Genomic DNA, 26,223 nt, shown 5'->3' on the forward strand with positions numbered 1-26,223 from the left:
TAGCTTTAGGCCGTAAGCTGGCAAGTTTGAAGGGGAACTGTGTTGTTTGTAGTTTAAATGTTTTTGCACAAAGAGAAGTGAATGAGTAAAACAAAGAAATATTTATCTCTTAAGCGAAGCGCCTCTTACTCTCTTTGTGAATTAAAGATCTTTTTCTAACCACAGAGGCCATAGAGAGCACAGAGGAAAAGAAAGAGAGATGTTTCTATTAAGCGTAGCGCCTCATAATATCTATGTGATCACTGGTTTCTCTGTGTAGCGCGCAGCGCCTCTGTGTACTCTGTGGTTCAAATATGTTTTGCACAATGAGAAGTGAATGAGAAGAAAATGAGTAAACCAAATGAATATTTATCTCTTAAGCGAAGCGCCTCATAATCTCTTTGTGATAATTTGGTTTTCTCTGTGTAGCGCGCAGCGCCTCTGTGCCCTCTGTGGTTCAATTTATTTTGCACAAAGAGGAGAGAATGAGAAAAGAATGAGGAAACCAAAAGATCATTTTTTTACTTCCTCTAAAGCGTAGCGCCCTCTTATCCTCTTTGTGCGAATAGTTGTCTTTAATGTAGGCGTGAAATTTATTTCGCGCGCAAGGACTTAGCTATCAGTCTGATGGCTTAAATTTTAACACAAAGATACTTCTCTTCTAGGTACTCATCTAGACCTTGGTGACCGCCTTCCCGGCCTAAGCCAGACTGTTTAACACCGCCAAACGGCGCTACTGGGTTTGAGATGAGGCCTTCGTTAATACCTATCATGCCGTATTCAAGTGCTTCGCTTACGCGATAAACCTGCTTGATGTTTTCACTATAAAAATATGCGGCTAAACCGTAAGGAACGTCGTTAGCAAGTTGAAGTACTTCTTGCTCGTCATCAAAGGTGATTATGCTCACAACTGGGCCAAACACTTCATCATGATAAATATCCATCTCTGGAGTAACATCAGTTAAAATTAATGGTGCTTGGAAGCTACCTTCAAGCTCGCTGTTATCACCGATCAACGACGCCCCTTTATCAACTGCATCTTGCACAAGTGTTTGCACTTTTTCTTTTGCTTTAGGGTAAATTAATGGGCCGATATCTACCCCGTCATCTAGACCATTACCTACCTTTAACTCAGCTACTTTGTCTGTGAGTTTCTCAAGCACCGTTTCAAGCACTGAGCGCTGAACAAAAATTCGGTTAGCGGCAACACAGGTTTGTCCTGCGTTTCTAAATTTAGCCCCCATAAGGCCTGCAACTGCTTCATCTAAATCGGCATTATCAAAAATAATGAACGGGGCATTGCCGCCAAGTTCCATAGACGTTTGCTTAATGGTTGAAGCGCACTGCGATAGTAACTGCTTACCTACACCGGTTGAGCCTGTGAATGTGAACTTACGTACACGCTCCGACTCGGTCATGATCTCACCCACCATTTTTGCGTTTTCGGATACCACCACGTTCAGCGCACCTTTTACAAAACCAGCTTTATCTGCAAGGTAGGCTAAGGCAATAGCGCATAATGGCGTATGCTCCGAAGGTTTAATCACAAAACTACAACCCGCTGCATAGGCAGGTGCCACTTTACGAGTGATCATAGCAATCGGGAAATTCCAAGGTGTAATACCAGCCACCACACCAATGGGTTGCTTTATCGTTGTTAAACGATGCTTGCTGTCAGTGGCAGGAATTGTGTCGCCATAACTGCGCTTTGCCTCTTCACTAAACCATTTAATAAAGCCTGCACCGTATTCAACTTCACCCAAGGATTCTTTTAAAGGCTTGCCTTGCTCTTTAGTCATCAATTTAGCAAGTTGTTGCTTGTGCTCAATGACTAAGTCGTACCAACGGCGCAACGTTTCACTGCGCTCGGTTGCTGTTGTTTGCTTTAGCTTACTAAATGCCTCGTCAGCACTTTTTATAGCCAGTTCAACCCCTGCTTCATCAATATTAGAGACCTGAGTAATCGCTTCTGCGGTTGCAGGGTTATCTACACTAAAACGCTGGCTCGTAGAATAAAAGTCACCGTCGATAAACGAATCAGAAAAAACTAAATCAGACATAGAACCTCCAAAATCAGCTTTAAGTCACAAGCTTTAAGCGATAAGTAAATTGAACGTGCACCTGCTTTACAGGGAGTAAAAATAGCAACTTAAGGCATAAAACTTACAATTTAAAGCTCTAAAAAACAAAAAACCGCTGTAGAGACTAAGCAACTACAGCGGTTTTTACGAAATCAAAGCCGTTAAAAATTAATGCTCTTCATTAACGATATTGAGATTATACTTTGGAATTTCAACCACTAAATCTTCATCTTTAATGATTGCTTGGCAACCTAGGCGTGATTCAGGCTCTAGACCCCATGCTTTATCTAGCATGTCGTCTTCAAGCTCATCGCTCTCATCTAAAGAGTCAAAGCCTTCACGGATGATTAAATGGCATGTTGTACACGCACATGACTTTTCACAAGCATGTGGAATGCTAATACCGTTTTTTAGTGCAACATCTAATACTGTTTCACCTGCAGGTGCTTCAATTGCTGCGCCTTCTGGGCATAATTCTGCATGGGGAAGAAAAATAATTTGTGGCATACCTTACCTCGTTAAACTTCGTCTACTGACTGCCCTTGCAGCGCTTTTTTGATTGATGCATCCATTCTGCGAGCAGCAAATTCGCTACTTGCATTGTCTACAGCTTCAATCGCTGCTTTAATTTCTGCAGGTGTTGTTGCAGTTTCGCGTACGGCAACAAGTTTAGCAATTTCTGCTTTTAACGCACCTAATTCTTGTTCATCAAGTAATGCGCTGTCGGTTGCGAGTGATGCTTCAAGCGCTTCTACAACACGTAACGCTTCAACTTGCTGCTCTTTAAGCATCCGCGCTTGCATATCGTCTTTTGCGTTAGTCATTGATTCTTTGAGCATGTTTGCAACTTGATCATCCGATAAGCCAAATGATGGTTTCACTTGGATTTCAGCTTGTACACCGGTTGATTTTTCCATTGCCGATACACTTAATAGGCCATCAGCATCTACTTTAAAGGTTACGCGGATGTGCGCAGCACCTGCTGCCATTGCCGGAATACCTTTTAAGCTGAATTTAGCCAGCGAACGACAATCATCAACCAGCTCACGCTCACCTTGTAATACATGCAGTGACATAGCCGTTTGACCATCTTTAAAAGTGGTGAACTCTTGTGCACGTGCAACAGGGATCGTGGTGTTACGTGGAATGATTTTCTCAACCAAGCCACCCATGGTTTCAAGACCTAGCGATAGTGGTAATACGTCTAATAGCAACATGTCTGAATCTGGCTTATTGCCAACCAGTACGTCTGCTTGTAATGCCGCACCGAGTGCAACTACACGATCAGGGTCGATAGAAGTCAGTGGCTCTTTATCGAAAAATTCAGCAACTTGAGAGCGTACAATTGGCATACGAGTCGAGCCGCCAACCATTACAACTTGCAGTACTTCTTCGTTCTCGATACCCGCATCTTTAACCGCACGGCGACAAGAACGCAGTGTTTTCTTCACAAGGCTAAGAGCAAGCTCATCAAACGTTTCGCGAGTAACTTCAACTTTGTGGCTTTTACCATCAAACTCTAAGCCTACATTCACAGTTTGGTATTGGCTTAGTGCTTCTTTACACGCTTTTGCTTTATTGATGAATAAACGCAATACCGATGCAGAAAGCTCGCTCACACCTGTTTGCTTTTTGAAGTAATCAACTAATAGCGAGTCAAAATCATCACCGCCAAGGCTTGAGTCACCGCCAGTTGCCATTACTTCGAACACGCCTTGGTGTAAACGTAAAATAGAAATATCGAAGGTACCGCCACCTAAATCGTATACGGCGATAATGCCTTCTTGGCCTGAATCAAGGCCATAAGCAACAGCCGCAGCCGTTGGCTCGTTTAATAAACGTAATACCTTGATACCAGCAAGCTCGGCAGCGTCTTTGGTGCTTTGACGCTGTGCATCATCAAAATAGGCTGGCACAGTAATAACTGCACCCATAATGTCTTGGCCTGCAAAGCTATCTTCTGCACGCAGTTTTAATGCTTTTAAAATTTCACTCGATGCAGTTACAGGACTAATTGCACCTGCAACCGTGCTGATTGCTAACGAGCCATCATGCTCACAGAATTCATACGGTAGTTGACCATAGCTTTTTTCGATTTCGGCCTGAGTTTTACCTAAAAAACGCTTAACTGAAATTAGTGTGTTTGCAGGGTCTTGAGTTGCAGCTGCTGCCGCTCGTTCACCGACCACTATGCTATCAGCTTGGTATTGTACAACTGATGGTAGCATCGCATTACCTGCTAAATCAGTCAGTGTGCGTGCTTCGCCGCTTTGCACTGTTGCAACTAACGAGTTAGTTGTACCAAGGTCAATACCGACTGCTAATTTGTGCTCATGTGGTGCCGCGCTCTGCCCCGGCTCAGCAATTTGCAATAATGCCATAATGCTCTTTTTAAACTCTTAAATAGCTGCTTTAATACAACTAACGATTAATCATCAAATAAACTGTCTTCAATACGCTCTAGTTCATCGCGTAACTTATAAACAAACTTCAATTTACGAATATTGTCAGCGGCAGCTTGCCATTGTTGCTCATCATTACTTGCGAGCTGTTCGGCTAATTCGCTGCTGTATTGCTTATCGAGTTGTTTAATTTGCGCTTCAAACTGGGCAATTGCTGCATCAGGATCTGCGGCATTTTCAAGTTCTTCTAATTCTTCACGCAGTTCCATTTGCTGCATTAAGAATAGCGGGTCTTGCAATGTTTGTTGCTCGGCGCGAATATCAACACCTAACTCGCTTAGCATGTACTCAGCGCGTTTTACCGGGTGTTTTAAGGTTTGTAATGCATCATTGATTTCTGCTGCATTTTGCACAGCAAGTAATTTATCACGGCTGCTAGAGCTTGCGTGGCGATCTGGATGAACTGCGCGTTGTAGCTCAAGGTAGTGTTTATTAATAGTCGCTAAATCAATGTTGTAATCTACTGGAATTGCAAATAACTCAAAGTAACGCATTACATAATCCAACTCGGTAAACAGGAAAGAACAAAGCCCTACATAGGCAGGGCTTCAAGCAAAGAAATTTTTTAAGCTTAAACGGTAAAGCTTTCGCCGCAACCACACTCATCGGCTTGGTTCGGGTTATTAAACTTAAACCCTTCATTCAAACCTTCTTTGGTGTAATCAAGCTCAGTACCATCAATGTAGACTAAGCTTTTGGCATCAACGATCACTTTCACACCACGGCTTTCAAAAATTTCGTCGCCGTCAGCTAACTCATCAACAAATTCAAGAACATAAGCAAGACCTGAACAGCCTGTCGTTTTAATGCCAACGCGTAGGCCAATGCCTTTGCCGCGATTTGCTAAAAATGATTCTACGCGGTTTGCTGCCGCATCTGTCAATGTCACTGCCATGAATTTATCTCTTACTTCGCTTGTTTGCTTTTGTAATCAGCAATTGCTGCTTGAATCGCGTCTTCTGCTAAAATTGAACAGTGAATTTTCACTGGCGGTAACTCAAGCTCAGCACTGATATCAGTATTTTTGATTGTTGCAGCTTCGTCTAATGTTTTGCCTTTTACCCACTCAGTTACAAGTGAAGAAGAAGCGATTGCGCTACCACAACCATATGTTTTGAATTTTGCATCTTCAATTACACCTTCTGGTGATACTTTGATTTGCAATTTCATTACGTCACCACACGCTGGTGCACCCACCATACCTGTTGCAACCGACGGATCATTTTTGTCTAAAGCACCCACGTTACGTGGATTTTCAACATGATCGATTACTTTATCACTATAAGCCATAATACTATCCTCACTACCTGCTAGCGGCGGCGATCACTAATTAGTGATGCGCCCACTCAACTGAATCTAAATCAATACCTTCTTGATGCATTTCCCATAGAGGAGACATCTCACGTAAACGGCCGATCGAGTTTTTGATTAGTTCAACGGTGTAATCAATCTCTTCTTCAGTCGTAAAGCGGCCAATGCTGAAACGAATTGAGCTGTGTGCTAACTCGTCATTACGGCCTAATGCACGTAGTACATAAGAAGGCTCTAAGCTTGCTGAGGTACAGGCTGAACCTGATGAAACAGCAATGTCTTTAACAGCCATTAATAACGACTCACCTTCAACAAAGTTGAAGCTGATATTTACAATACCTGGAACTGACTGGCTTGGTTCACCATTGAAGTAAACTTCTTCCATATCAGCCATGATGCCATCAACCAAACGCTTACGAAGTGCGCTGATGTGTGCATGGTCTTTTTCGAAATCTTCTTTAGCGATTCTAAATGCCGCGCCCATACCAACTAACTGGTGAGTAGCCAATGTGCCTGAACGCATACCACGCTCATGACCACCACCGTGCATTTGTGCTTCTAAGCGAGCACGTGGCTTACGACGAACATAAAGTGCGCCTACACCTTTCGGGCCATATACTTTGTGGCCTGAGAACGACATGAAATCTACTTTTAACTGTTGCACGTCGATAAGTACTTTACCTGCGCTTTGTGCAGCATCTACGTGGAACATAATTTTGCGCTCACGGCACATTTCGCCGATTGTCGCGATATCTTGGATAACACCTAGCTCGTTATTTACGTGCATTACGCTCACAAGTACTGTGTCGTCACGCATTGCAGCTTCAAGCTTTTTAAGGTCAAGTAAACCGTTTTCTTCAACGTCCATATAGGTTACTTCGAAACCTTGACGCTCTAGTTCACGACACGTATCAAGCACTGCTTTGTGCTCTGTTTTAACAGTGATAACGTGCTTGCCTTTCTTCTTATAGAACTGCGCAGCACCTTTAATTGCTAGGTTGTTTGATTCTGTAGCACCTGAAGTGAAAACAATTTCACGCGGGTCAGCGTTGATCAGATCAGCAATATCTGTACGTGCTTGATCAACTGCTTCTTCTGCTTGCCAACCAAAACGGTGTGAGCGTGATGCAGGGTTACCAAAATTACCGTCCATAGTCAGGCATTGCATCATTTCTTTTGCCACACGTTCATCAACAGGCGTGGTTGCTGCGTAATCTAAATAAATCGGTAACTTCATTTCTCTCTCCGCTTTCGTCAAGCTACAGTTGACAGCTTACTTGAATGTTTTCCAGTTGCTTAATTGCAGTGTTGATGCTGTTATCTTGGCGCGATGCGACTTCTTTCACATCTGACTTTTCCACCAATTCAGCAAGGGTAATACTATTTAAAAACTCTTCGATACGTGCGCTTAAGTCCGACCATAAGGTATGAGTCAAACAACGCATGCCGCTTTGGCAGCCACCCGTTGCATTGTGGCAACGTGTTGCATCAACAGACTCATCAACGGCGTTAATCACATCGCCGACAGAAATTTCGTTCGCTTCTCGACCTAATAAATATCCGCCACCTGGGCCACGCACAGAGGTCACAAGGCCATTTTTACGTAAACGGGCGAATAATTGCTCAAGGTAAGATAACGAAATCTCTTGGCGTTCAGAAATATCGGCAAGAGGCACTGCACCCACATTTGTATGTAGTGCAACATCCAACATGGCGGTTACTGCGTATCTGCCTTTTGATGTTAACTTCATGGAGCCCCCGATGTTACTGCACGCTAAGGTGTGCAAATTTTAATTACCAGACCAAAATAGTCAAGTATTATCACTTGATAAAAATTGATACTTGCCATTGATAAAACCGAATACTTGACAAAAATAGTCAAGTACTGGGTATATTGTAATTACCTGAGTAATTTAGTCAAGTATTATACTTATAACCTGTGATTATTTTATAGACTTATTAATGGAGGTAAGAATACCGCGTAAGATGTTCATCTCAGCTTCTTCTGGACGCGCGCGGTTAAATAAACGACGTAATTTAGTCATTACCATGCCAGGGTGTTGTTTGATAATAAACCCCGTGTCGTTTAGCGTTTGCTCTAAGTGCTCGTAGAACAGCTCAGTTTGCTTCGCATTTGGATAGGTTGCTTCGTCTTCTTCTTGTACTTTTGGCTGTTTATTTAAATAAGCCATACGTGTTTCATAACACAATGTTTGCACCGCCATCGCTAGATTTAGCGAGCTATATTCAGGGTTGGCAGGAATACATACGTGGTAATTACATTGTTGTAGTTCTTCGTTTGTTAAACCACTATTTTCACGACCAAATACCAGTGCAACAGGACCGTGCTCAGCTTCAGCTACTAATTTTTCACCACATTCACGCGGCTCAACCATAGGCCAAGATAATGTACGTGAGCGTGCACTGGTACCAATTGTTAAACTACAATCGGCAATTGCATCTGCTAGCGTATCTACAACCACTGTTTTACCTAAAACATCAGTTGCACCGGCTGCAAGCGCACTGGCATGACTATCAATTTCACAAGCAGGATCAACAAGATATAAATTTGATAAGCCCATCGTTTTCATAGCACGTGCCGCTGAGCCAATATTACCAGAATGTGATGTGTTAACTAATACGATACGAATATCATCAAGTGTCATTGCGTTGTTACTTACTGAAAGTCAAAAATTGCGGGGATTATAACATGGCTGCAACCGCTAGGCGATATGCTTTGAACGGTAAGCGGTAAGGCGCGATTTTACATCGCGCAATAATCCTATGACTCACAAAGAGGATAAGAGACGCTACGCTTTAGAGGAAGAAAAAAATCTGTGGTTTCCTCTTTATCTTCTCGTTCACTTCTCTTTGTGCATATTTTACAAAAACATATTTGAACCACTGAGAACACAGAGGCGCTTCGCGCTACACAGAGAAATCCAAATGTTCACAAAGAGTGATAAGAGACGCTGCGCTTTAGAGGAAGAAAAAATCTGTGGTTTCCTCTTTGTTTTCTCATTCAATTCTCTTTGTGAAGGTTTTTTCGAGCGAAATAAATTTCACGCCTACATCAAAGGCACCTAATCGCACAAAGAGGATAAGAGACGCTGCGCTTTAGAGAAAACAAAAACATGATTATCGCTTCCTCTTTATCTTCTCGTTCACTTCTCTTTATGAAGATTTTACAAAAACATATTTGAACCACAGAGAACACAGAGGCGCTTCGCGCTACACAGAGAAATCCAAATGTTCACAAAGAGGATAAGAGACGCTGCGCTTTAGAGAAAACAAAAACATGATTATCGCTTCCTCTTTATCTTCTCGTTCACTTCTCTTTATGAAGATTTTACAAAAACATATTTGAACCACAGATAACACAGAGGCGCTTCGCGCTACACAGAGAAATCCAAATGTTCACAAAGAGTGATAAGAGACGCTGCGCTTTAGAGAAACAAAAAGCATGATTATCGCTTCCTCATTTTCTTCTCATTAACTTCTCTTTGTGCAAAACATATTTGAACCACAGAGAACACAGAGGCGCTTCGCGCTCCACAGAGAAAACCAAATGTTCACAAAGAGGATAAGAGACGCAGCGCTTTAGAGGAAGAAAAAATCTGTGGTTTCCTTTGTCTTCTCATTCACTTCTCTTTGTGCACATATATTTGGTATTAACGTACTTCCTACGAGGTAGGCCTTAGACAAAATGCTCAACCCGCAACACCATTCAACATCAAACTAATAGCTTACCGCTGTAGTCCAATAGGATCCCCTTGCATTTCAACCCTGTACAAAAAACAACCTAATTTATTCGAGTTTATTGTTTACTTTACGCTAGAAATCGCTAGAATACGCCGGCTTAAATATATTCGTTCTTTTACAACCCAAAGGTAATGCTATGCATCCAATGTTAAACATTGCGGTTCGCGCTGCGCGTAACGCAGGCAAAATTTTACTTCGCGCAAGTGAAGATTTATCAAAAGTTGATGTACAACAAAAAGGCACTAACGACTTAGTGACTAACATCGACAAAGAAGCTGAAGCCGCAATTCGTGACACTATTTTAAAATCTTACCCTGATCATTGTATCGTTGGTGAAGAGCTTGGTGAGCACAAAGGTAAAGATGCAGATTACCAATGGATTGTTGACCCACTTGATGGCACAACTAACTTCATCAAGGGTATCCCTCATTTCGCAGTATCTATTGCACTTAAAGTTAAAGGTCGTTTAGACCAAGCTGTTATCTATGATCCAATTCGCGGTGAATTATTCACAGCATCTCGTGGTCAAGGCGCACAGCTTAACAGCAAACGTTTACGCGTAACTAAAACTAACGAGTTAGCAGGTTCTGTACTTGCAACTGGTTTCCCATTCAAACAAAAGCACCACTTAGACGCATACTCTGAAGCGTTTAAAGCGCTTTTCGTACACACTGCTGATATCCGCCGTGCAGGTTCTGCGGCATTAGATATGGCTTATGTTGCAGCAGGTCGTGTTGATGGTTTCTTTGAAATTGGCCTTAAGCCATGGGACACAGCCGCAGGCGAGCTTTTAGTTAAAGAAGCGGGCGGTATGGTTGTTGATTTCGCAGGTGGTATTAACTATAACCAAAGCGGCAACATCATTTGTGGTGCACCTAAATTAACTCAAGCGATCATTCGTGAAATTCGCCCAGTGTTAACTGAGTCACTACTTCGCTAATAGCGGTTGTAATTATGCCAAGCCGCAATATTATTTAATTAAGCGAATTGGTATCTAAAAAGGAGCTAAGGCTCCTTTTTTTTGTGGCTGAAAATAATCGTTATCGAGTTTTAATTCTATGGCTTCACTTTCTTTAAACGGCAATTTAGCTAAGTCTTCAGCGAAGTAGCTAGCAAATAACTGTTCAAACTCGCCCGTGCTTTTCATCGTTGTCAGTCCTTTCATTAACACTTCAGCTAGTTCAGGCCTGTGATTACTAACAAAAAAGTAAAATGCTGTTGGATAACTGATATATAAGTTTGGCACTATAACCAGCTCATCACTTTTCACTTGCTCTAGTTCAGAGATCACTTCAATGAACGAACGCGGAAAATAATCAACTCGTCCTCTGATCACTAAACTAAACATCGCTTGATAATTTGCCAGCGGCCTGACTGTTAGGCCATTTTGCGCAAGAATTTTTGTATCCGGCCAATCATGCCCTTGAATTGCCGTTAAAGGCGCTAAGTCTTGTTTAGTTTTTACTGATTCGAAAAGTGGTAAAAATGCACGTTTCGTTAGTAGAGCTCGCTTACCAATATAACCCTTGAACAAAGGCACAGGTACTGCAATGGCAAGGTGTTCTCGCTCAGGGCTTGTCATGCTCCAAAATATATCTGCTTGCTTTGCATCAAGCATCAGTAAGGTACGTTGTTGATGAGGGTGTACTAATACCTCATTAATTTCTGCTTGGTAATTACCAGCACGTAAAGCCGCTGCCAGTAATTCATGAAGATAATAATCACGCTTGTAGAGCGGGCGCTGTTCAATCGCTAAATTCACCACATTTTTTGCTTCTGTGGTAAGGCTGTATCCTAGGCTAAGCAATACTAAAATTGCGCTACATAGTCGCTTCATTGTTATTTTTTGATAGTGTTTTTTTTAAGCTACACCTACTCAAATGTAGACACAAGCAAAACTTACTAAACTTAAATTTTCTTCATAGTCCGACAGATGCACTGTCATCTTTCGCACAACTAAGGCGCACAACAGCAGGTGCTGGTCGCCTTCTTTGGCAAACAAATAAATGGCTACTTTGATAACGCTTAGCCTCTTTTTTTGCATCTGTCGCCAGCGCAGCTACCTGATGACTATTAATACACAGCTCTAAATCTGGCTTAACTAACCCTATCGATAGTGTAAGTAAAGGCACAAACTGCTTTTTACCTTCTCGATTACTTGCCCAATAACCCCCTTGCTCAATATGCTCAGGCGTAAAAAATGCGCGAGATTGATGCTCAAATTTATTAATGATGTCATGGCACACTTGCTCTGCATCATTTTTATCAAACACGACCATAAAATCATCCCCGCCAATGTGCCCCACAAAGCCTTTACTCGTGCTGCACGCCTCGACAATAACCTCAGCTAGCAGCTTTATTACGCTATCACCACTGGCGTATCCGTACAGATCATTGAATTGTTTAAAGTGGTTTAAATCAACATAGGCTAGCGAGAACGGATAATTATTGCGAAGCCTTAGCTCAATTGCTTCGTTAATCGCGACATTACCCGGCAGCATTGTAAGCGGGTTGGCATGTTGTGCATGGCGGATTTTTTCTTCAGTAATGTGCTTTAAAATATTACGTAGGGGTGCCAATCCTAAGTATTCACCACTTCGGGTGATCACAATGTGACGTCGAATATCAAACTCAAATTCGGTAATTTGCTGACTCACCGTATCGAGTAACTCGTTTTCGTCTACCACTAACGGCTGTTTATCCATTAAAGAAGTAACGGGTTGCTTATCATAAAGCGCATGCCCATACGGGGCAGCAAATACTTCGGTAAGTTGATCTCGGTGTAATAAACCAACAGGAATATTATGCTCTAGTACCGCAAGGCTCGTTAAGGTTTTATCTTGCTCAAAAATTTTATGAGCATCTTTACAGCGGGTTGTTGATTCAATACTTGCATGTTCAACTGCTAACCAGCCAATCGCCATAGACTGTTCAAAATTACTTTCAGTATCTGATGATTCTAAATGCTTTAGGCAGTGAATATTAATTTCGTAACTAGGCTGTAAACTTGGCCTTTCTAACAAAAAGCCTTGTGCATGCTGTACCCCTAAACTTTCGAGTAAGCGAAGCTCCTCTACACGCTCAATGCCTTCTGCTATTACTTGCGTATTGGTTGCTTTAGCAAGCTCAATAATAGACTTTAAAAACTCTTTTTTAACCACACTCTGGTCGCAATGATCAATAAAGTAGCGGTCTATTTTTACAAATTCAGGACATAACTCAGACCATTGTTTTAAGCCCGAATAGCCGGCGCCTAAATCATCAATTGCAATCGAAAAACCTAGCTCACGATAATGTGCAATAGTCTTTAACAATAAAAAGCCATCATCGACTTTTTCTTGCTCTGTAACCTCGATAACCACACGATTAGCAGCTAAACCGAACTGCTCAACAAGGTGCAAAGTTTCACCTTTTGGATGACACGGATCGAGTAAAGTCTTAGGGCTTACATTTAAGAATAACTTACCTTGTAGGTTAAGCTTAACAAAGTTCTCAATCGCTTTACTGCGGCAAAGTAACTCTAACTCAGAGATTTTATGACAAGCAATGGCTTCGCTGAACAATGCACTGGGCATTTCTAACTCAGAATCTTTAGGCCCACGACTTAACGCCTCATAGCCCAAAATATGTTGATTAGAAATATCAAAGATAGGTTGAAACAAGGTTTCAATTGCACTGTTATCTAAGATCTGCTGTAGTTGTGCGCTCACCTTACACCTAGCATCAGTAATACAAATAGGCGACTAAATTAGCAACCTTGTATGACAATTTTATGGCAAGGCTATGACTAGCAATGACTACTCAGCAGCAATCATTTCTATCTGCTTGATGCGTGCAAAACTATCAATCATTTTTAACTTTGCGTGTTGGTAATCACTTTGTGCTAAATCTGCTTGTTGAGTTAGTGTATAGACCGCAAGTGGATTAAGTAATAGCTTTTGTGCGTGGTAGCAACTCGGCGCTGAGAATTCAGGTAGTTTGGGGAGCTCTTCTTGAGACCCGCCATTTTCTATCTCTATATGTTGCTGTTTAATCATGGCAATTTGCGCCATAACGTTTAGACTTTCTTCGCATTCAGGCAGTTGCTCTTTAAGATTTACAAACAACTGCTTTGATGAGCCGATTAAAGTTGTTACTGAGTCACTTATCTGCGTTGGCGTAGATTGGCTTTGTAATAAACTGACTACATGCCAAGCTAGGTTTTGATACATATCTAATTGCTGTCGCACATCACCACTTGTATTGCTGCTTTCAGGCTGCTGGGGTGATGGCTCTTCTGTACATGCAACAAGCAAACAAAGTGAACACGCGCTCAGCATTAGCTTTTTCATAAGTTTTCTCATAAATAACAGTATATTACCGCCTCGTCATTTAATTTATCTTTGCAAGTGAGTGAATGAGATGCCTTCAAGTAAAAGCAACGCAAACTAACTAAGCAAGGCCTCTCGCTAATAGCATTTATAAATGCAATAACGCTTCAGCAGTAGACTCATTTGTAATGAGGGAATTGATCATACCAGACTCTATTGCCCCGGCAATGGCTGGAACCTTGTTCTGCCCTGCAGCAATTCCTATTACATGTTTGTCTCGACGAGTAGACAAAGCAACGCTCGTTACACGCTGGTTTATGTCAGATTGAACGAGTTTACCATTACTATCAAATATCCAACTTATTACTTCACCTGTGGCACCCATAGCCTCAAGTGCCGCAAGCTCATGTTGTGTAATAAACCCATCTAAATGTAAAGGGGAGTTTATCCCCAAGTCACCAACCCCGACAAAATACACATCTGCTTGTAGGGCGAGCTCATGAACATTTTTTACATGCGTCAGCTGTTGCCATTGAGCTTTATCTGCTTGCGCACTAGCAATAACAGGAACAGGCATAGGAAAATGTCTTGCCCCTAAACGCTCTGCAACATGAATAGCAACATCATAACGACTAGCAGAACCATCCTGCGCTATGTTTCCAACCAACGAGACAATACGGTGCTGAGGGCACTGCATATTTGTAAGTTCATTAGTGCAAGCACGTAAGGCTCGTCCGGTCCCAAAAGCAATCGTCTTAGCTTGTCGGCTTTTTGCGTACCGTTCAATTTCAGCTGCACCGGCTTGTGAAAGACCCACTACAGAATCAGCATCACCCGGCACACTTGGAACCACCTCACACTTGAGTAAGCCGAAGCGTTGTTGAAGTAAATCAGCCAGTTCCATGCAACGTTTAATTGGGTGTTCAAGTCGGACTTTTATTAACCCTTTTGATACGGCCATTGCCACTAATCTTTGCGCAGATTGTCGAGATGTATTGAGCTGTTTAGCGATCTCGTCTTGTGTTTTTCCTGCAACATAATAAAGCCAACCAGCTCTGGCTGCTTCCTCTAATTTTTGGTTTTCAGTAATAGGGGGCAAAGCCATTATTTATACCTGTTTTGGCCATTAATGAAAAAATTAACAGTAAAATGATTCACTGCACCAATCTATTCGTTTTTGCTATTTTTGCTATTTTTGCAGATTAACATACAGAATCAGGCTTATTGGTATCAAACCCAACTATGCGCCAGCTATTATTGAGTTCTGGCTACTGATTTAAAAGATACCATAAATTTTAATAACATAGCCTGTTTTAAACTTAATAGTATTACTACTCTAAAACAAAATTCAGGGTTCAAGGAAGTATTAGACATGATTTCTACCCTATTTTTTACAGAGTAACCACCAAGCAACGATTAAATAAAGCCTGACTGAACAACAAACACAGTGCGAGTAAAACTTAAAAAACAGCACGTTCACTTATGAATCGTGCTGTTTTTTATTGGTTTTGCAAAAAACTAGCGGGATATTTCTTAACTATTTTTTACAGCCATCTATTGGCACACAATATAAAACTAGAGATTAGAAGTTAAAACTCAGCTGTAAACCCGCAATGATGGCATTCTCTTCTTCGCGATCACCATTTGGATGAATAATGAATTGAACACTTGGCATCAACTCAATCGCAGGCGTAATTGCATAATTGTAGTTAAGCTCAATCGGGTATTCATGACTACGCACATTAAAATCACTATTTATATGATTTACATTATATTTATGCTGTGCATCAGTTAACTCTTTACTGACGCTGTTTCGCCCAATAGCTAATCCAATACGGTCATTAGGGCGACTAGCATATGGCGCTGTAATAAACCCTCCTATCGCGATCACTTCACCCACTGCGCTAATACTACTATCTGCATGAATCATACTCGCAAATACCCGTAATCCACCACCTGATGGGTTGCGTGTTATTTGCTGTTCAAGGTTAAAATAAAATGCGTTATCCGTATCTTCAATCGCAACAGCATCAATAGTCGAACCGGCCGGAAAGCCTGCTTCATTTACAAGCTTGGCTTTATCTAAGCTGCTACGCACGACACCAACTCGGTAATCCCCTTGCAAGCCATGCCCATAGTTCACTTTATATTCTAACTCTCCCACCACGGTGGTGCCGTCAATACCACCTGATGTATGCAGCTTCAACCCTTGGTTCAACGACATTACTTGTGGGTTTGCATCGTAGCTACCTATTTTAAATAATAAGTTATCCGATAACTTATACGTTAATTGCGCCCCTAAAGTACTCAATGGATCACCATACCAACTACTACTCAAATAATTAGATGAACCACCACTGCAAAATGTTAAATGTTGAAAAGCGCAGCTCATAGCAAAAAAATCAGCGCTTGGATAAATTCGACCAACTTTAATACTGAGCTGATCATCGAACAGCTGTTGAGTTAATGAAAATTGTGTGAGACGAGTTACATTTCCTCGACCATAAATTTGCTGTGATTGAAGTAATGATGGAATACCTGCCTTGTTGTTTATTAGCTCACCATTTCGATTTGTAATTTCAACTTTAAACTCAGCTCCAGACCAACCAAAAAGCTTTTCAAGATCAATATATCCACCAACAAAAAATTGGTCAGCATAAGCCACCTCATTATCAAGACCGCCTTTCAAATTATGAGCAACCTGATTGAAATAGCCTAAACGAAAATCCATACCTCGCTGCGACAATTCAGATCGTGCCCCGCTCCAGTCACCTGTTATATGTTTTTGTGCATCAAACGTTTCAGCCCCATGACTTGTAAAAGAACTTAAAACCAAAATCGCTGACATTGAAGGAATTAAACGTCGCTTTTTCACTGAACAACGAAAAAACAACATTTTTGATTTCTGTGTTACTGCAATCGATTGATTGTTATCCATGTATGTGTTCTCCATTTTAATTACGCTCGAGTGCTCTAAACTCATCGCCAAATTGTTACTACCACCTTTCACGTTGAGCAAACAAACACTAATTGAGCATATTCCCAACACATATAATATTTGTCAATAAAAACAGCAAGAGCTTGCCAAACATCGAAATGACAAATAACAGTATGAAATCACTAAAAAACAACATTAAGTCAGTTAAATATCACTAGAGTTATGATGAATGATGAACCCCTCTCTTTATCTACTCATTAACTTATTATTGACAAAACAATACACCAGTAGGATTATGCCCAAAGGCAACAACAATGCCCAAACAAATTATTTACCATGGAGTAGGTAATTTATTACAGTTGAATTAGACGCGTTGATCCATAACACACCTTGTTTGAGTCGAGGTTTTCATATTTTTAGGAAGTTTTAATAAAAAAGAATCCCTTTAAAGAACATTAAAGAGCAGCACGTCATATGACTAACAGGGACAAGTACTTATGAAAAGTAATCAGGTCGATTTAAAAGGGTTAGAAGAGGAACAATTACCGATTGCACAACACAAACTCAAAGGATGGAAGCACTTTTTAGGTCTATATGCAGGTGAACACGTAGCTGCAACGGAGTTTGTATTTGGTGCAACATTTGTCGCACTTGGCGCAACCATGACAGATATCCTCCTTGGACTACTGATCGGTAATATTCTTGCTGTATTGAGTTGGACGCTCATAACAACCCCCATAGCTGTAGAAACACGTTTAAGTTTATATACCTACCTACAAAAAATTGCTGGTGACTCGATGACCCGGCTATACAACTGGGCGAATGTAATTATATTTACTGTTATTTCTGCAGCCATGATTACAGTTTCTGCGACCGCAGTCCGCTTTGCCTTAAATATTCCGGCTCAACTTAACTGGTATCCAACTAACTCTTTATTTGTCATGGTTGTACTGGCTGTAGGGATCATTGTTGTACTTGTTGCCATGTATGGTTTTAACGCCGTATCACGCTTTTCAGGTATTTGCGCTCCTTGGTTATTCGTGATGTTTATAAGTGGTCCATTAGTGCTTATGCCAGAGCTTGCAAATGCTGTTATTGGCCAAACAGTCGTCTCTAGCTGGGGAGACTTTATGCATATTGGCAGCATCTCTGTTTGGACGGGTCTTGATGCCAATGGTGAACCCGGAATTGGTTTACTCGAAGTTATAGGCTTTTCTTGGGCTGCAAATACAATTACCCATTTTGGCTTAATAGACATGGCTCTTCTGCGCTATGCAAAGAAAAAAAGTTATGGGCTATGTACCTCTGCAGGCATGTTATTTGGGCACTATATAGCTTGGATCTCTGCAGGTATTATGGGCGCGGGGACTGCAGTTTTAGTGAAGAAGTCTATTGTTGAATTGGATCCCGGCGATGTTGCATTTCACGCACTAGGCTTATCTGGGTTAGTGATCGTTATTGTCGCAGGATGGACAACTGCAAATGCCAACCTGTATCGTGCAGGCCTTGCTGCTCAAGCTATTTTTAGTAATCAATCTCGAACTAGAACCACATTTTTAGTAGGTATAGTTACAGTCATCATTGCATGTTTTCCGTTTGTATTTACCAAACTATTGCCATTATTAACCTATGCAGGTCTCTTAGTTGTACCTGTGGGCGCTATTGTATTTGCTGAGCACTTCTTATTTCCAAAACTTGGGTTAACTCGCTATTGGGTAACATACAAACAGCTTCAGCACAGCTCTGCGGCTGTTTTATCATGGGCTCTGGGACTCGTCTTTGGCTTTACGTTGAATGCGATAGACATTATGCCTTTTTACTACTTATTCATCCCAACATGGATATTTAGCATCATCGTTTATATCCAGTTAGCTAAAAGATACGGAGCTGCTGATTCATACCCAGAACAAGAAGCTGAACTTGCTGCGTTTGATACACGTGTAAAAGAATTTCATGCAGAGCAAGCAGCTAAAGAGCCTCTTTTCGCCATTGATCAGCGTGGATTTACCAAACTATTGTCAACACTTGCGTGGTTAAGCTTAGGTGTAACGATAGCACTGGCTACTAATACCATGTTCTTTTCACCTGATATCAGTTCATACGAGGCTAACCGAACTTTATTTTTTAACATTGGATTTGCCTGCACAATTATCTATTTTGCTACAGCTTACTGGGCGATGCATCGTAGAAACCATTTTCAGCCAGCAAGTTTAAGGAGCTAAGATATGGACGTAATTTCACTGCAGCAATCTACGTTGAGCTCATTACCGACCACAGTGGCAGTCCCAGAATATGACCGCCAAGCATTGCAATCAGGTATCGTTCACGTAGGGGTGGGTGGATTTCATCGCTCACACCAAGCTTTCTACACTGATAACTATATTAACCGTAGTGATGATTTACGCTGGGGTATATGTGGTGTTGGTTTACGTGAAGCAGACCGCTTAGTAAAACAACATCTAGAATCACAAGACTACCTTTACTCAATTTTGACGAAGCACCCTGATGGACATACGCAAGTGCAAGTTATTGGCTGCATGACGGATTTTCTAATGGCCCCTGACGACCCTGAAGCAGTCATTAGTAAAATGGCTGCTGACGAAACGTATATTGTATCATTAACAATTACCGAGGGAGGATATAACTACGATCCATCTAGCGGTGAATTTGACTTTACTAATCCTGATATTCAGCATGATTTAGCTAACCCAGATAAACCTAAGCTTATCTTTGGTTATTTGGCTGCTGCATTAGCACGTCGACGAAAAACCGATAGGCCGCCATTTACCATTCAGTCATGCGACAATATCCAACACAACGGCGACATTACTCGAAAAATGCTTGTTACTTATATTCGAGCATTCGACCACGGACTTGCCGATTGGGTCGAAAGCCATGTTTGTTTCCCCAATGCCATGGTAGATAGAATAACTCCAGCAACGGATCAAAGCGACTTAGCACTTGCTAAGAATTTGGGCATTATTGATAAATGGCCTGTTACTTGTGAGCCATTTCATCAATGGGTGATTGAAGACAAGTTTAGTCAACAACGCCCAGCATGGGAACTTGTTGGTGCCCAGATTGTAGATGATGTAACACCTTACGAAACGATGAAGATTCGTCTACTTAATGCTAGCCACTCAGTGCTTGGCATTTTAGGTTCTTTACGCGGCTATCAAACTATTGAACAAGCAATCTGCGATCCTTTGTTCACTAAGCTTATAACCGAGTTTATGGATAGCGAAGTCACACCTATTTTAGATGCCGTACCGGGTATTGACCTTAGTGACTATAAAAAAACACTAATTGCCCGTTTTGCAAATCCAAACATCAAAGATAGCCTTACAAGAATTTGCTCACAAAGCGCAGCCAAAGTATCTACTTTTTTGGTACCAACAATTATGGAAAACCTCAAAAACAACGGTAATACTGCTATTGCGAGTTTAGTTATTGCTGGATGGTGTTTATATAGTGATACGCATTTAACCCAACAAGGAGAGCCTTTAGAGATCATCGATGATATGGCTGAAACATTACAACAGGCAGCTCATGCATCGCGAATTTCCCCGCTCGCTTTTCTGGAGCAACCGAGCATTTTTGGCGCACTTGTTGAAAACACGTCATTTTGTAATGAATATAAATCTTACATTAGTAAGCTCTATGCAGGTGTGGCTATTGAGCACATTATAGTATCACTATTAGATCAGGCTCAGGCGAAGCAAGTTTATAATTAGGCGATAAAACGCAATTAGTGACTAGTTTTGTCACTTGAATGATTAAATATCATTGCCAGTGTATATAAAAACAAAAAACCGCCCTAAATTTAGGGCGGTTTTTCTTTTTAACACTCAGTTAAGGCATAGGATCGAGATCCGCACCTTCTTTTTCAATTACTTCTGGAATTAAGTCTTCTTTACTTACACCCATTGCAATTGCTACAGCTGAAGCAACATACACAGATGAATAAGTACCGATGAATACACCAAATAGTAATGCAGTTGCGAAACCGTGGATCGTTTGACCACCCCAGCCAAATAACGCAATCAATACTAAGATAGTTGTGATTGATGTTACTAAGGTACGGTTTAACGTTTGCGTTAATGAAATATCGATAATTTCAATGGTGTCATCAATACGCACTTTACGGAAGTTTTCACGGATACGGTCAGAAACAACGATGGTATCGTTAAGTGAGTAACCTATTACCGCCAAGATTGCCGCAAGAATCGTTAAGTCAAACTCAAGACCTAGTATTGAGAATAAGCCTAATGTAATGATAACGTCGTGTAATAGTGCCGATACCGCACCTACCGCAAAACGCCATTCAAAACGAAACGCAACGTAAATTAAGATACAGATAAGTGCAGTTAACATGGCAAGGCCACCCTGCTCTTTTAGATCTTCACCAACACTTGGGCCAACAAACTCGATACGACGCATTTCTACTGTCGGCTCAACTTTTTGTAATGCCGTAATGATTTGGTTACCAATCACTTCTGCTTTTACGCCAGCACCTTGTGGAGCAAGACGAACTAGGATCTCTTTACTTGAGCCAAACAGCTGTACCGAGAAATCTTCAAAGCCGCTTTCTGTGATCGCATCACGTACTTCTTTAAGATCAGGTGCTTGAGTAAAGCCCACTTCAACAGCAGTACCGCCTGTGAAGTCGAGGCCGAAATTTAAGCCTTTAGTAAAAAACGATACGAAAGAAGCCAAAATCAACAAAGTTGATAATGTCATGGCAAACTTTCTTAACTTCATAAACGGGAGTGTTTTACCACCGAGTTTTAAAATTTGCATGCTGACTCCTAAATCGACAACTTATCAATACGCTTACCGCCAATGAATAAGTTGATTACCGCACGGGTACCAACAATGGCTGTAAACATAGAGGTGATAATACCAATCGCAAGTGTTACTGCGAAACCAGCAATAGGACCAGTGCCCACTGCAAATAGGATCACTGCTGCGATAAGCGTTGTGATATTAGCATCGAAAATTGTGCTAAATGCGCTGTCGTAACCAAAATGAACCGCTTGTTGTGGACTACGACCATCTTCAAGCTCTTCACGGATACGTTCAAAGATAAGTACGTTAGCATCAACCGCCATACCTACAGTTAATACGATACCTGCGATACCTGGTAGCGTTAAAGCAGCACCCGGAATAAGCGACATTACACCGACAATCAATACTAAGTTGGCACCCAGAGCGATGTTCGCCACCATGCCGAAACCTTTGTAATAAAAAAGCATAAATACAAGCACAAACACGAAACCTAGCACAACCGCAGTCATACCCGCTTCAATGTTCTCTTGACCTAAGCTTGGACCTACCGTGCGTTCTTCAACAATTTGAATCGGCGCAACAAGTGCACCGGCACGAAGTAATAAGCTCAGGTTATGTGCTTCAGCTGGATTATCGATACCAGTAATACGGAATGAACGGTCAAGGCGGGCTTGAATCGTCGCCACGTTAATCACTTCTTCAACTTTAATAGGTGGAAGTGCTTTACCGTTTTCATCTGTTTTACCTGATGGCTTATATTCAATAAATACTGTGGCCATGCGTTTGCCGATAGCACGTTTAGTGAACGCATTCATTTTTGCGCCACCTTTGCTGTCTAGCGCAATACTAACCTGTGGGCGCTGATACTCATCCATACCAGATTGCGCACCAGTAATGTGGCTACCTTCAAGGATGATGCGTTGCTTAAGTACCACTGGGTATCCATCACGTGCCATGATCACTTCAGTACCTGGCGGTACACGACCTTGTAAAGCGGCACCTGCATCGGCATTTTCGTCAACTTCACGGAATTCAAGCGTTGCTGTTGCACCTAAGATTTCTTTAGCGCGTGCAGTATCTTGTACACCCGGAAGTTGCACAATAATACGCTCAGCACCTTGGCGCTGTACGTTAGGCTCTGCAACACCGATTTGGTTAATACGGTTACGAATAATCGTTTCGTTTTGTTTGATAGCATAATCGCGAATTTCTTTTAGCTTTTGCTCGCTCATGCTGGCAAAAAAAGCGTTATCACTGCTGCTATCATCAATGTATACGTTTAACGGGTAACGAGTAGATAAGAAGCGCTCTGCGGCATCTTTGTCTTCTTCGTTACGCATCTCAACACGTAGACGCTCACTACCTGCTACTCTACGAATAGTGCGATAACGTAGCTTTTCTTCACGTAAGTCACTTTTGAAATCTTGTTCCATTTGCTCAAGCTGAGTATCAACCGCCGTCGCCATGTCGATTTCCATAGTAAAGTGAACACCACCGCTTAAATCTAGGCCTAGCTTCATCGGGTTACCACCCAATGCTTTTAACCACTCAGGTTGAGCCGGAGCCATATTGATTGCAGAGATGTAATCTTCACTAAGGGAATCACGCAGTATATCTTGCGCTTTTAGTTGCTCTTCAACATTCTTAAAACGAACCAGGATTTGTCCGTCTTCAAGTTTGCTTGATTTAACAGTAACGTTATGTTCTTTGAGGGTCGCATTTACTTTATCGAGTACGCTGAGGTCAGCATCAGTACCTTTAGTGCCCGATACTTGTATGGCCGGGTCGCGGCCATACAAGTTAGGTGAGGCATACAGAATACCAACGACTAACACAACAAGAACAAGTAAATACTTCCATAATGGAAACTTGTTTAACACGTGTGAGTCCTTATTTTTATTGTTATAGCGACTTCATAGTGCCTTTTGGCAATACTGCAGAAACAGCTGATTTTTGTACTGTTACTTCTGCTTGGTCGTTTAATGAAATCACGATGAAGTCTTTGTCATCAGCGATTTTAGCGATCTTACCTACTAAACCACCTTGCGTTAGTACTTCGTCGCCTTTTGCCATTGCGCTCATCAGGGCTTTATGCTCTTTTACACGTTTGGCTTGAGGGCGGTAAATTAAGAAATAAAATACCAAACCGAAAATACCCAACATGATTAGCATTTCCATGCCACCACCTGCTGGTGCTGCACCTGCCGCACTTGCGTGGGCGTTTGAGATGAATAAACTCATTTCACTTCCTCTTTAATTTTTCTAAAAATTTAATCTGATGTATCTGCAAGCTCTGGCACTTCTTGGCCGCGGCGTGCATAAAAATCTGCAACAAATTCGTCTAGTTTGCCATTACTGATGGCATTACGTAAGCCTTCCATCACGCGTTGATAATAACGTAAGTTATGAATCGTGTTTAGACGTGCGCCTAAGATTTCATTACATTTATCAAGATGATGCAAGTATGCACGTGAATAGTTTTTACACGTATGACAATCACACTCAGGATCCAGTGGGCCCGTGTCTGTTTTATGTACTGCATTACGGATTTTAACAATGCCACCCGTTACAAATAAGTGACCATTACGGGCATTACGTGTAGGCATTACACAGTCAAACATATCGATACCACGGCGAACCGCTTCAACTAAGTCTTCTGGTTTACCAACCCCCATTAAGTAACGAGGCTTGTCTTCCGGCATTTTGTAAGCACAGTGATCAAGGATATTGATCATCTCGTTTTTCGGCTCACCCACCGATAAACCACCTAATGCATAACCATCAAAGCCAATTTCTTCTAGGCCTTTTTGTGATTGTGCACGAAGCTCAGGGTACATGCCACCTTGGATAATACCAAATAGCGCTGCAGGGTTATCGCCATGACCTTCTTTTGAGCGTTTAGCCCAACGAAGTGATAACTCCATAGAATCTTTTGCTTCTTTTTCAGTCGCTGGGTATGGCGTACATTCGTCAAAAATCATCACGATGTCAGAGCCTAAATCGCGCTGAACTTGCATCGCTTTTTCTGGTGAAAGCATGATCTTTTCACCATTAACTGGTGAGCTGAACATCACGCCTTCTTCAGTGATTTTACGCATTGCGCCTAAGCTGAATACTTGGAAACCGCCTGAGTCAGTAAGAATTGGGCGATCCCAATTCATAAAGTCGTGTAAGTCACCGTGTTGCTTAATGATTTCTGTACCAGGGCGCAGCATTAAGTGAAAAGTATTACCTAGGCAAATTTGCGCGCCAGTATCTTTCACTTCGTCCGGCGTCATACCTTTAACGGTGCCGTATGTGCCTACAGGCATAAATGCTGGCGTTTCTACAACACCACGTTCAAAAATCAAGCGGCCACGGCGCGCTTTACCGTCAGTGCGGTCTAATTCAAATTTCATATTATCCTCAGTGTCGGAAAAACAGTCCAACAAGCTATAATTTAACCGCTCGATTCTACCCTGTTTGCAGCTTTATTACTATTAATTGGGCTAAATTCGAAAATAAAAAGCCCAGTTAAAAAACTGGGCTTTTTAAAATCTAAACTGTCGTTATTTTCGTGTTAAGAACATGGCATCGCCATAACTAAAGAAACGATATTTTTGCTCTATTGCGGTATGGTAGGCACCCATGATGTTTTCTTGGCCAGCAAACGCACTGACTAACATGATCAAGGTTGATTCTGGTAAGTGGAAATTTGTCACCATAGCATCAACCACGTTGAACTGATAACCCGGGTAGATGAAGATATCGGTATCACCAAAGTAGGTATCAAGTTTGCCGCCGTGCACTTTAGCAGCAGATTCTAACGAGCGAACTGAGGTAGTCCCTACGGCTATTACGCGACCACCTTTTGCTTTCGTTTCGGCTACCGCTTTAACCACATCATCAGGTACTTCGATGTACTCTGAGTGCATGACATGCTCATCAACTGAGTCAACACGCACAGGCTGAAATGTCCCCGCACCTACATGCAAAGTCACAAACGCCATGTTTATACCTTTGTCTTTTAATGCCATCATTAACTTGTCATCAAAGTGCAGGCCTGCCGTTGGCGCTGCAACAGCACCTGGTTTTTCACCATAAACAGTTTGGTAGCGCTCGCGGTCTGCTTCGTTATCAGGACGGTCAATGTAAGGTGGCAAAGGCATGTGACCAATGTCATTTAAGATATCTAATACATTTTCGTCTTTGGCAAATTCAAGCTCAAAAAGCTCGCCATGACGTGCAACCATGATAGCTTCGGCTTTACCTTCAAGAATAATTTTTGAGCCAGGTTTTGGTGATTTACTTGCTCGAACATGGGCAAGTACCCGATGTTCGTCAAGCACACGCTCAACTAATACTTCAAGTTTGCCACCCGACTCTTTTTGCCCGAACATACGTGCAGGAATTACTTTAGTATTGTTGAAAACGAGTAAATCATTTTCATTAACAAGTGATAAAATATCACTAAACACTTTATGTTCCACTTTCCCTGATGGGCCATCAAGGGTCAGCAAACGGCTGCTAGTTCGATCTGCTTTAGGAAAACGAGCAATTAATTCATCTGGAAGGTCAAAGCTAAAATCAGCTACGCGCATGGAGCATATCTC

At 41.7% G+C, this 26,223-nt stretch carries 22 protein-coding genes; 3 read left to right on the forward strand and 19 right to left on the reverse strand.

What is annotated here, in order from left to right; genetic code table 11:
• Positions 1-611: 611 nt before the first annotated feature.
• The 9 genes from L1264_RS05340 to trmJ form a co-directional block, all read right to left on the reverse strand.
• Positions 612-2,039, reverse strand: coding sequence for an NAD-dependent succinate-semialdehyde dehydrogenase (locus L1264_RS05340; RefSeq protein WP_235403746.1), 1,428 nt, complete (start codon positions 2,037-2,039; stop codon positions 612-614).
• A 189-nt stretch (positions 2,040-2,228) separates the two neighbouring features.
• Positions 2,229-2,567, reverse strand: coding sequence for an ISC system 2Fe-2S type ferredoxin (gene fdx / locus L1264_RS05345; RefSeq protein WP_135923331.1), 339 nt, complete (start codon positions 2,565-2,567; stop codon positions 2,229-2,231).
• An 11-nt stretch (positions 2,568-2,578) separates the two neighbouring features.
• Complete coding sequence (hscA, locus tag L1264_RS05350) at positions 2,579-4,441, reverse strand: Fe-S protein assembly chaperone HscA (RefSeq protein ID WP_235403748.1); 1,863 nt, start codon at positions 4,439-4,441, stop codon at positions 2,579-2,581.
• A 47-nt stretch (positions 4,442-4,488) separates the two neighbouring features.
• On the reverse strand, positions 4,489-5,016 hold the full coding sequence (gene hscB / locus L1264_RS05355; RefSeq protein ID WP_135923329.1) for a co-chaperone HscB: 528 nt from the start codon (positions 5,014-5,016) through the stop codon (positions 4,489-4,491).
• Positions 5,017-5,093: 77 nt separating this feature from the next.
• On the reverse strand, positions 5,094-5,417 hold the full coding sequence (gene iscA, locus L1264_RS05360) for an iron-sulfur cluster assembly protein IscA (protein ID WP_054552502.1): 324 nt from the start codon (positions 5,415-5,417) through the stop codon (positions 5,094-5,096).
• Positions 5,418-5,428: 11 nt separating this feature from the next.
• Positions 5,429-5,812, reverse strand: a complete 384-nt coding sequence (gene iscU / locus L1264_RS05365) for a Fe-S cluster assembly scaffold IscU (RefSeq protein WP_054552501.1) — start codon at positions 5,810-5,812, stop codon at positions 5,429-5,431.
• A gap of 40 nt (positions 5,813-5,852) precedes the next feature.
• A complete protein-coding gene (locus tag L1264_RS05370; protein WP_135923328.1) occupies positions 5,853-7,070 on the reverse strand; it encodes an IscS subfamily cysteine desulfurase in 1,218 nt (405 codons plus the stop codon).
• A gap of 22 nt (positions 7,071-7,092) precedes the next feature.
• A complete protein-coding gene (iscR, locus tag L1264_RS05375) occupies positions 7,093-7,584 on the reverse strand; it encodes a Fe-S cluster assembly transcriptional regulator IscR (RefSeq protein WP_063701779.1) in 492 nt (163 codons plus the stop codon).
• A 192-nt stretch (positions 7,585-7,776) separates the two neighbouring features.
• A complete protein-coding gene (gene trmJ / locus L1264_RS05380; protein ID WP_135923327.1) occupies positions 7,777-8,499 on the reverse strand; it encodes a tRNA (cytosine(32)/uridine(32)-2'-O)-methyltransferase TrmJ in 723 nt (240 codons plus the stop codon).
• 1,232 nt (positions 8,500-9,731) lie between these two features.
• Here trmJ and suhB point away from each other — a divergent pair.
• On the forward strand, positions 9,732-10,535 hold the full coding sequence (gene suhB / locus L1264_RS05385; RefSeq protein ID WP_135923326.1) for an inositol-1-monophosphatase: 804 nt from the start codon (positions 9,732-9,734) through the stop codon (positions 10,533-10,535).
• A gap of 54 nt (positions 10,536-10,589) precedes the next feature.
• Here suhB and L1264_RS05390 read toward each other — a convergent pair whose 3' ends face one another.
• The 5 genes from L1264_RS05390 to L1264_RS05410 form a co-directional block, all read right to left on the reverse strand.
• A complete protein-coding gene (locus tag L1264_RS05390; protein ID WP_235403750.1) occupies positions 10,590-11,432 on the reverse strand; it encodes a substrate-binding periplasmic protein in 843 nt (280 codons plus the stop codon).
• A gap of 82 nt (positions 11,433-11,514) precedes the next feature.
• Positions 11,515-13,305 carry a GGDEF domain-containing protein gene (locus L1264_RS05395; protein ID WP_138556711.1) on the reverse strand — a complete coding sequence of 597 codons (1,791 nt, stop codon included), beginning with the start codon at positions 13,303-13,305 and terminating at the stop codon, positions 11,515-11,517.
• Between the two features lie 87 nt (positions 13,306-13,392).
• Positions 13,393-13,926, reverse strand: coding sequence for a hypothetical protein (locus tag L1264_RS05400; RefSeq protein WP_199527661.1), 534 nt, complete (start codon positions 13,924-13,926; stop codon positions 13,393-13,395).
• 127 nt (positions 13,927-14,053) lie between these two features.
• Complete coding sequence (locus L1264_RS05405; protein WP_235403752.1) at positions 14,054-15,010, reverse strand: sugar-binding transcriptional regulator; 957 nt, start codon at positions 15,008-15,010, stop codon at positions 14,054-14,056.
• A gap of 477 nt (positions 15,011-15,487) precedes the next feature.
• The gene (locus tag L1264_RS05410) at positions 15,488-16,843 is read right to left on the reverse strand and encodes a carbohydrate porin (protein ID WP_235403753.1); all 1,356 of its coding nucleotides are present in this window, start codon (positions 16,841-16,843) and stop codon (positions 15,488-15,490) included.
• Between the two features lie 497 nt (positions 16,844-17,340).
• On the opposite strand from L1264_RS05410, the gene L1264_RS05415 reads away from it, so the two are divergent.
• Entirely contained in the window at positions 17,341-19,065 is a 1,725-nt protein-coding gene (locus tag L1264_RS05415; protein ID WP_135923321.1) for a purine-cytosine permease family protein, read from the forward strand.
• Between the two features lie 3 nt (positions 19,066-19,068).
• Positions 19,069-20,577, forward strand: coding sequence for a mannitol dehydrogenase family protein (locus tag L1264_RS05420; RefSeq protein WP_235403754.1), 1,509 nt, complete (start codon positions 19,069-19,071; stop codon positions 20,575-20,577).
• A 118-nt stretch (positions 20,578-20,695) separates the two neighbouring features.
• On the opposite strand, the gene secF is transcribed toward L1264_RS05420, so the two are convergent.
• The 5 genes from secF to queA all read right to left on the reverse strand — a co-directional run bounded on the left by secF (position 20,696) and on the right by queA (position 26,211).
• Positions 20,696-21,643, reverse strand: a complete 948-nt coding sequence (gene secF / locus L1264_RS05425) for a protein translocase subunit SecF (protein ID WP_135923319.1) — start codon at positions 21,641-21,643, stop codon at positions 20,696-20,698.
• An 8-nt stretch (positions 21,644-21,651) separates the two neighbouring features.
• Complete coding sequence (secD, locus tag L1264_RS05430) at positions 21,652-23,511, reverse strand: protein translocase subunit SecD (protein WP_235403755.1); 1,860 nt, start codon at positions 23,509-23,511, stop codon at positions 21,652-21,654.
• 22 nt (positions 23,512-23,533) lie between these two features.
• Positions 23,534-23,872: a preprotein translocase subunit YajC gene (gene yajC, locus L1264_RS05435; RefSeq protein ID WP_036973302.1), complete on the reverse strand. Its 339-nt coding sequence runs from the start codon at positions 23,870-23,872 to the stop codon at positions 23,534-23,536.
• 29 nt (positions 23,873-23,901) lie between these two features.
• The gene (tgt, locus tag L1264_RS05440; protein WP_058583935.1) at positions 23,902-25,029 is read right to left on the reverse strand and encodes a tRNA guanosine(34) transglycosylase Tgt; all 1,128 of its coding nucleotides are present in this window, start codon (positions 25,027-25,029) and stop codon (positions 23,902-23,904) included.
• A 150-nt stretch (positions 25,030-25,179) separates the two neighbouring features.
• Positions 25,180-26,211: a tRNA preQ1(34) S-adenosylmethionine ribosyltransferase-isomerase QueA gene (gene queA / locus L1264_RS05445; RefSeq protein ID WP_235403756.1), complete on the reverse strand. Its 1,032-nt coding sequence runs from the start codon at positions 26,209-26,211 to the stop codon at positions 25,180-25,182.
• Positions 26,212-26,223: the final 12 nt, after the last annotated feature.

It is taken from the genome of Pseudoalteromonas sp. APAL1 (genome assembly GCF_021532475.1).
Classification (GTDB): Bacteria; Pseudomonadota; Gammaproteobacteria; order Enterobacterales; family Alteromonadaceae; genus Pseudoalteromonas; species Pseudoalteromonas lipolytica_C.

What these genes read in the sequence shown, in the direction of transcription:
- L1264_RS05405 (WP_235403752.1), bottom strand. Translation starts at nt 15,010, where the DNA reads ATGGCTTTGCCCCCTATTACTGAAAACCAAAAATTAGAGGAAGCAGCC.
- hscB (WP_135923329.1), bottom strand. Translation starts at nt 5,016, where the DNA reads ATGCGTTACTTTGAGTTATTTGCAATTCCAGTAGATTACAACATTGAT.
- fdx (WP_135923331.1), bottom strand. Translation starts at nt 2,567, where the DNA reads ATGCCACAAATTATTTTTCTTCCCCATGCAGAATTATGCCCAGAAGGC.
- hscA (WP_235403748.1), bottom strand. Translation starts at nt 4,441, where the DNA reads ATGGCATTATTGCAAATTGCTGAGCCGGGGCAGAGCGCGGCACCACAT.
- yajC (WP_036973302.1), bottom strand. Translation starts at nt 23,872, where the DNA reads ATGAGTTTATTCATCTCAAACGCCCACGCAAGTGCGGCAGGTGCAGCA.
- L1264_RS05400 (WP_199527661.1), bottom strand. Translation starts at nt 13,926, where the DNA reads ATGAAAAAGCTAATGCTGAGCGCGTGTTCACTTTGTTTGCTTGTTGCA.
- queA (WP_235403756.1), bottom strand. Translation starts at nt 26,211, where the DNA reads ATGCGCGTAGCTGATTTTAGCTTTGACCTTCCAGATGAATTAATTGCT.
- L1264_RS05340 (WP_235403746.1), bottom strand. Translation starts at nt 2,039, where the DNA reads ATGTCTGATTTAGTTTTTTCTGATTCGTTTATCGACGGTGACTTTTAT.
- L1264_RS05370 (WP_135923328.1), bottom strand. Translation starts at nt 7,070, where the DNA reads ATGAAGTTACCGATTTATTTAGATTACGCAGCAACCACGCCTGTTGAT.
- secF (WP_135923319.1), bottom strand. Translation starts at nt 21,643, where the DNA reads ATGCAAATTTTAAAACTCGGTGGTAAAACACTCCCGTTTATGAAGTTA.
- suhB (WP_135923326.1), top strand. Translation starts at nt 9,732, where the DNA reads ATGCATCCAATGTTAAACATTGCGGTTCGCGCTGCGCGTAACGCAGGC.
- tgt (WP_058583935.1), bottom strand. Translation starts at nt 25,029, where the DNA reads ATGAAATTTGAATTAGACCGCACTGACGGTAAAGCGCGCCGTGGCCGC.
- L1264_RS05390 (WP_235403750.1), bottom strand. Translation starts at nt 11,432, where the DNA reads ATGAAGCGACTATGTAGCGCAATTTTAGTATTGCTTAGCCTAGGATAC.
- L1264_RS05410 (WP_235403753.1), bottom strand. Translation starts at nt 16,843, where the DNA reads ATGGATAACAATCAATCGATTGCAGTAACACAGAAATCAAAAATGTTG.
- trmJ (WP_135923327.1), bottom strand. Translation starts at nt 8,499, where the DNA reads ATGACACTTGATGATATTCGTATCGTATTAGTTAACACATCACATTCT.
- iscR (WP_063701779.1), bottom strand. Translation starts at nt 7,584, where the DNA reads ATGAAGTTAACATCAAAAGGCAGATACGCAGTAACCGCCATGTTGGAT.
- L1264_RS05415 (WP_135923321.1), top strand. Translation starts at nt 17,341, where the DNA reads ATGAAAAGTAATCAGGTCGATTTAAAAGGGTTAGAAGAGGAACAATTA.
- iscA (WP_054552502.1), bottom strand. Translation starts at nt 5,417, where the DNA reads ATGGCAGTGACATTGACAGATGCGGCAGCAAACCGCGTAGAATCATTT.
- L1264_RS05420 (WP_235403754.1), top strand. Translation starts at nt 19,069, where the DNA reads ATGGACGTAATTTCACTGCAGCAATCTACGTTGAGCTCATTACCGACC.
- iscU (WP_054552501.1), bottom strand. Translation starts at nt 5,812, where the DNA reads ATGGCTTATAGTGATAAAGTAATCGATCATGTTGAAAATCCACGTAAC.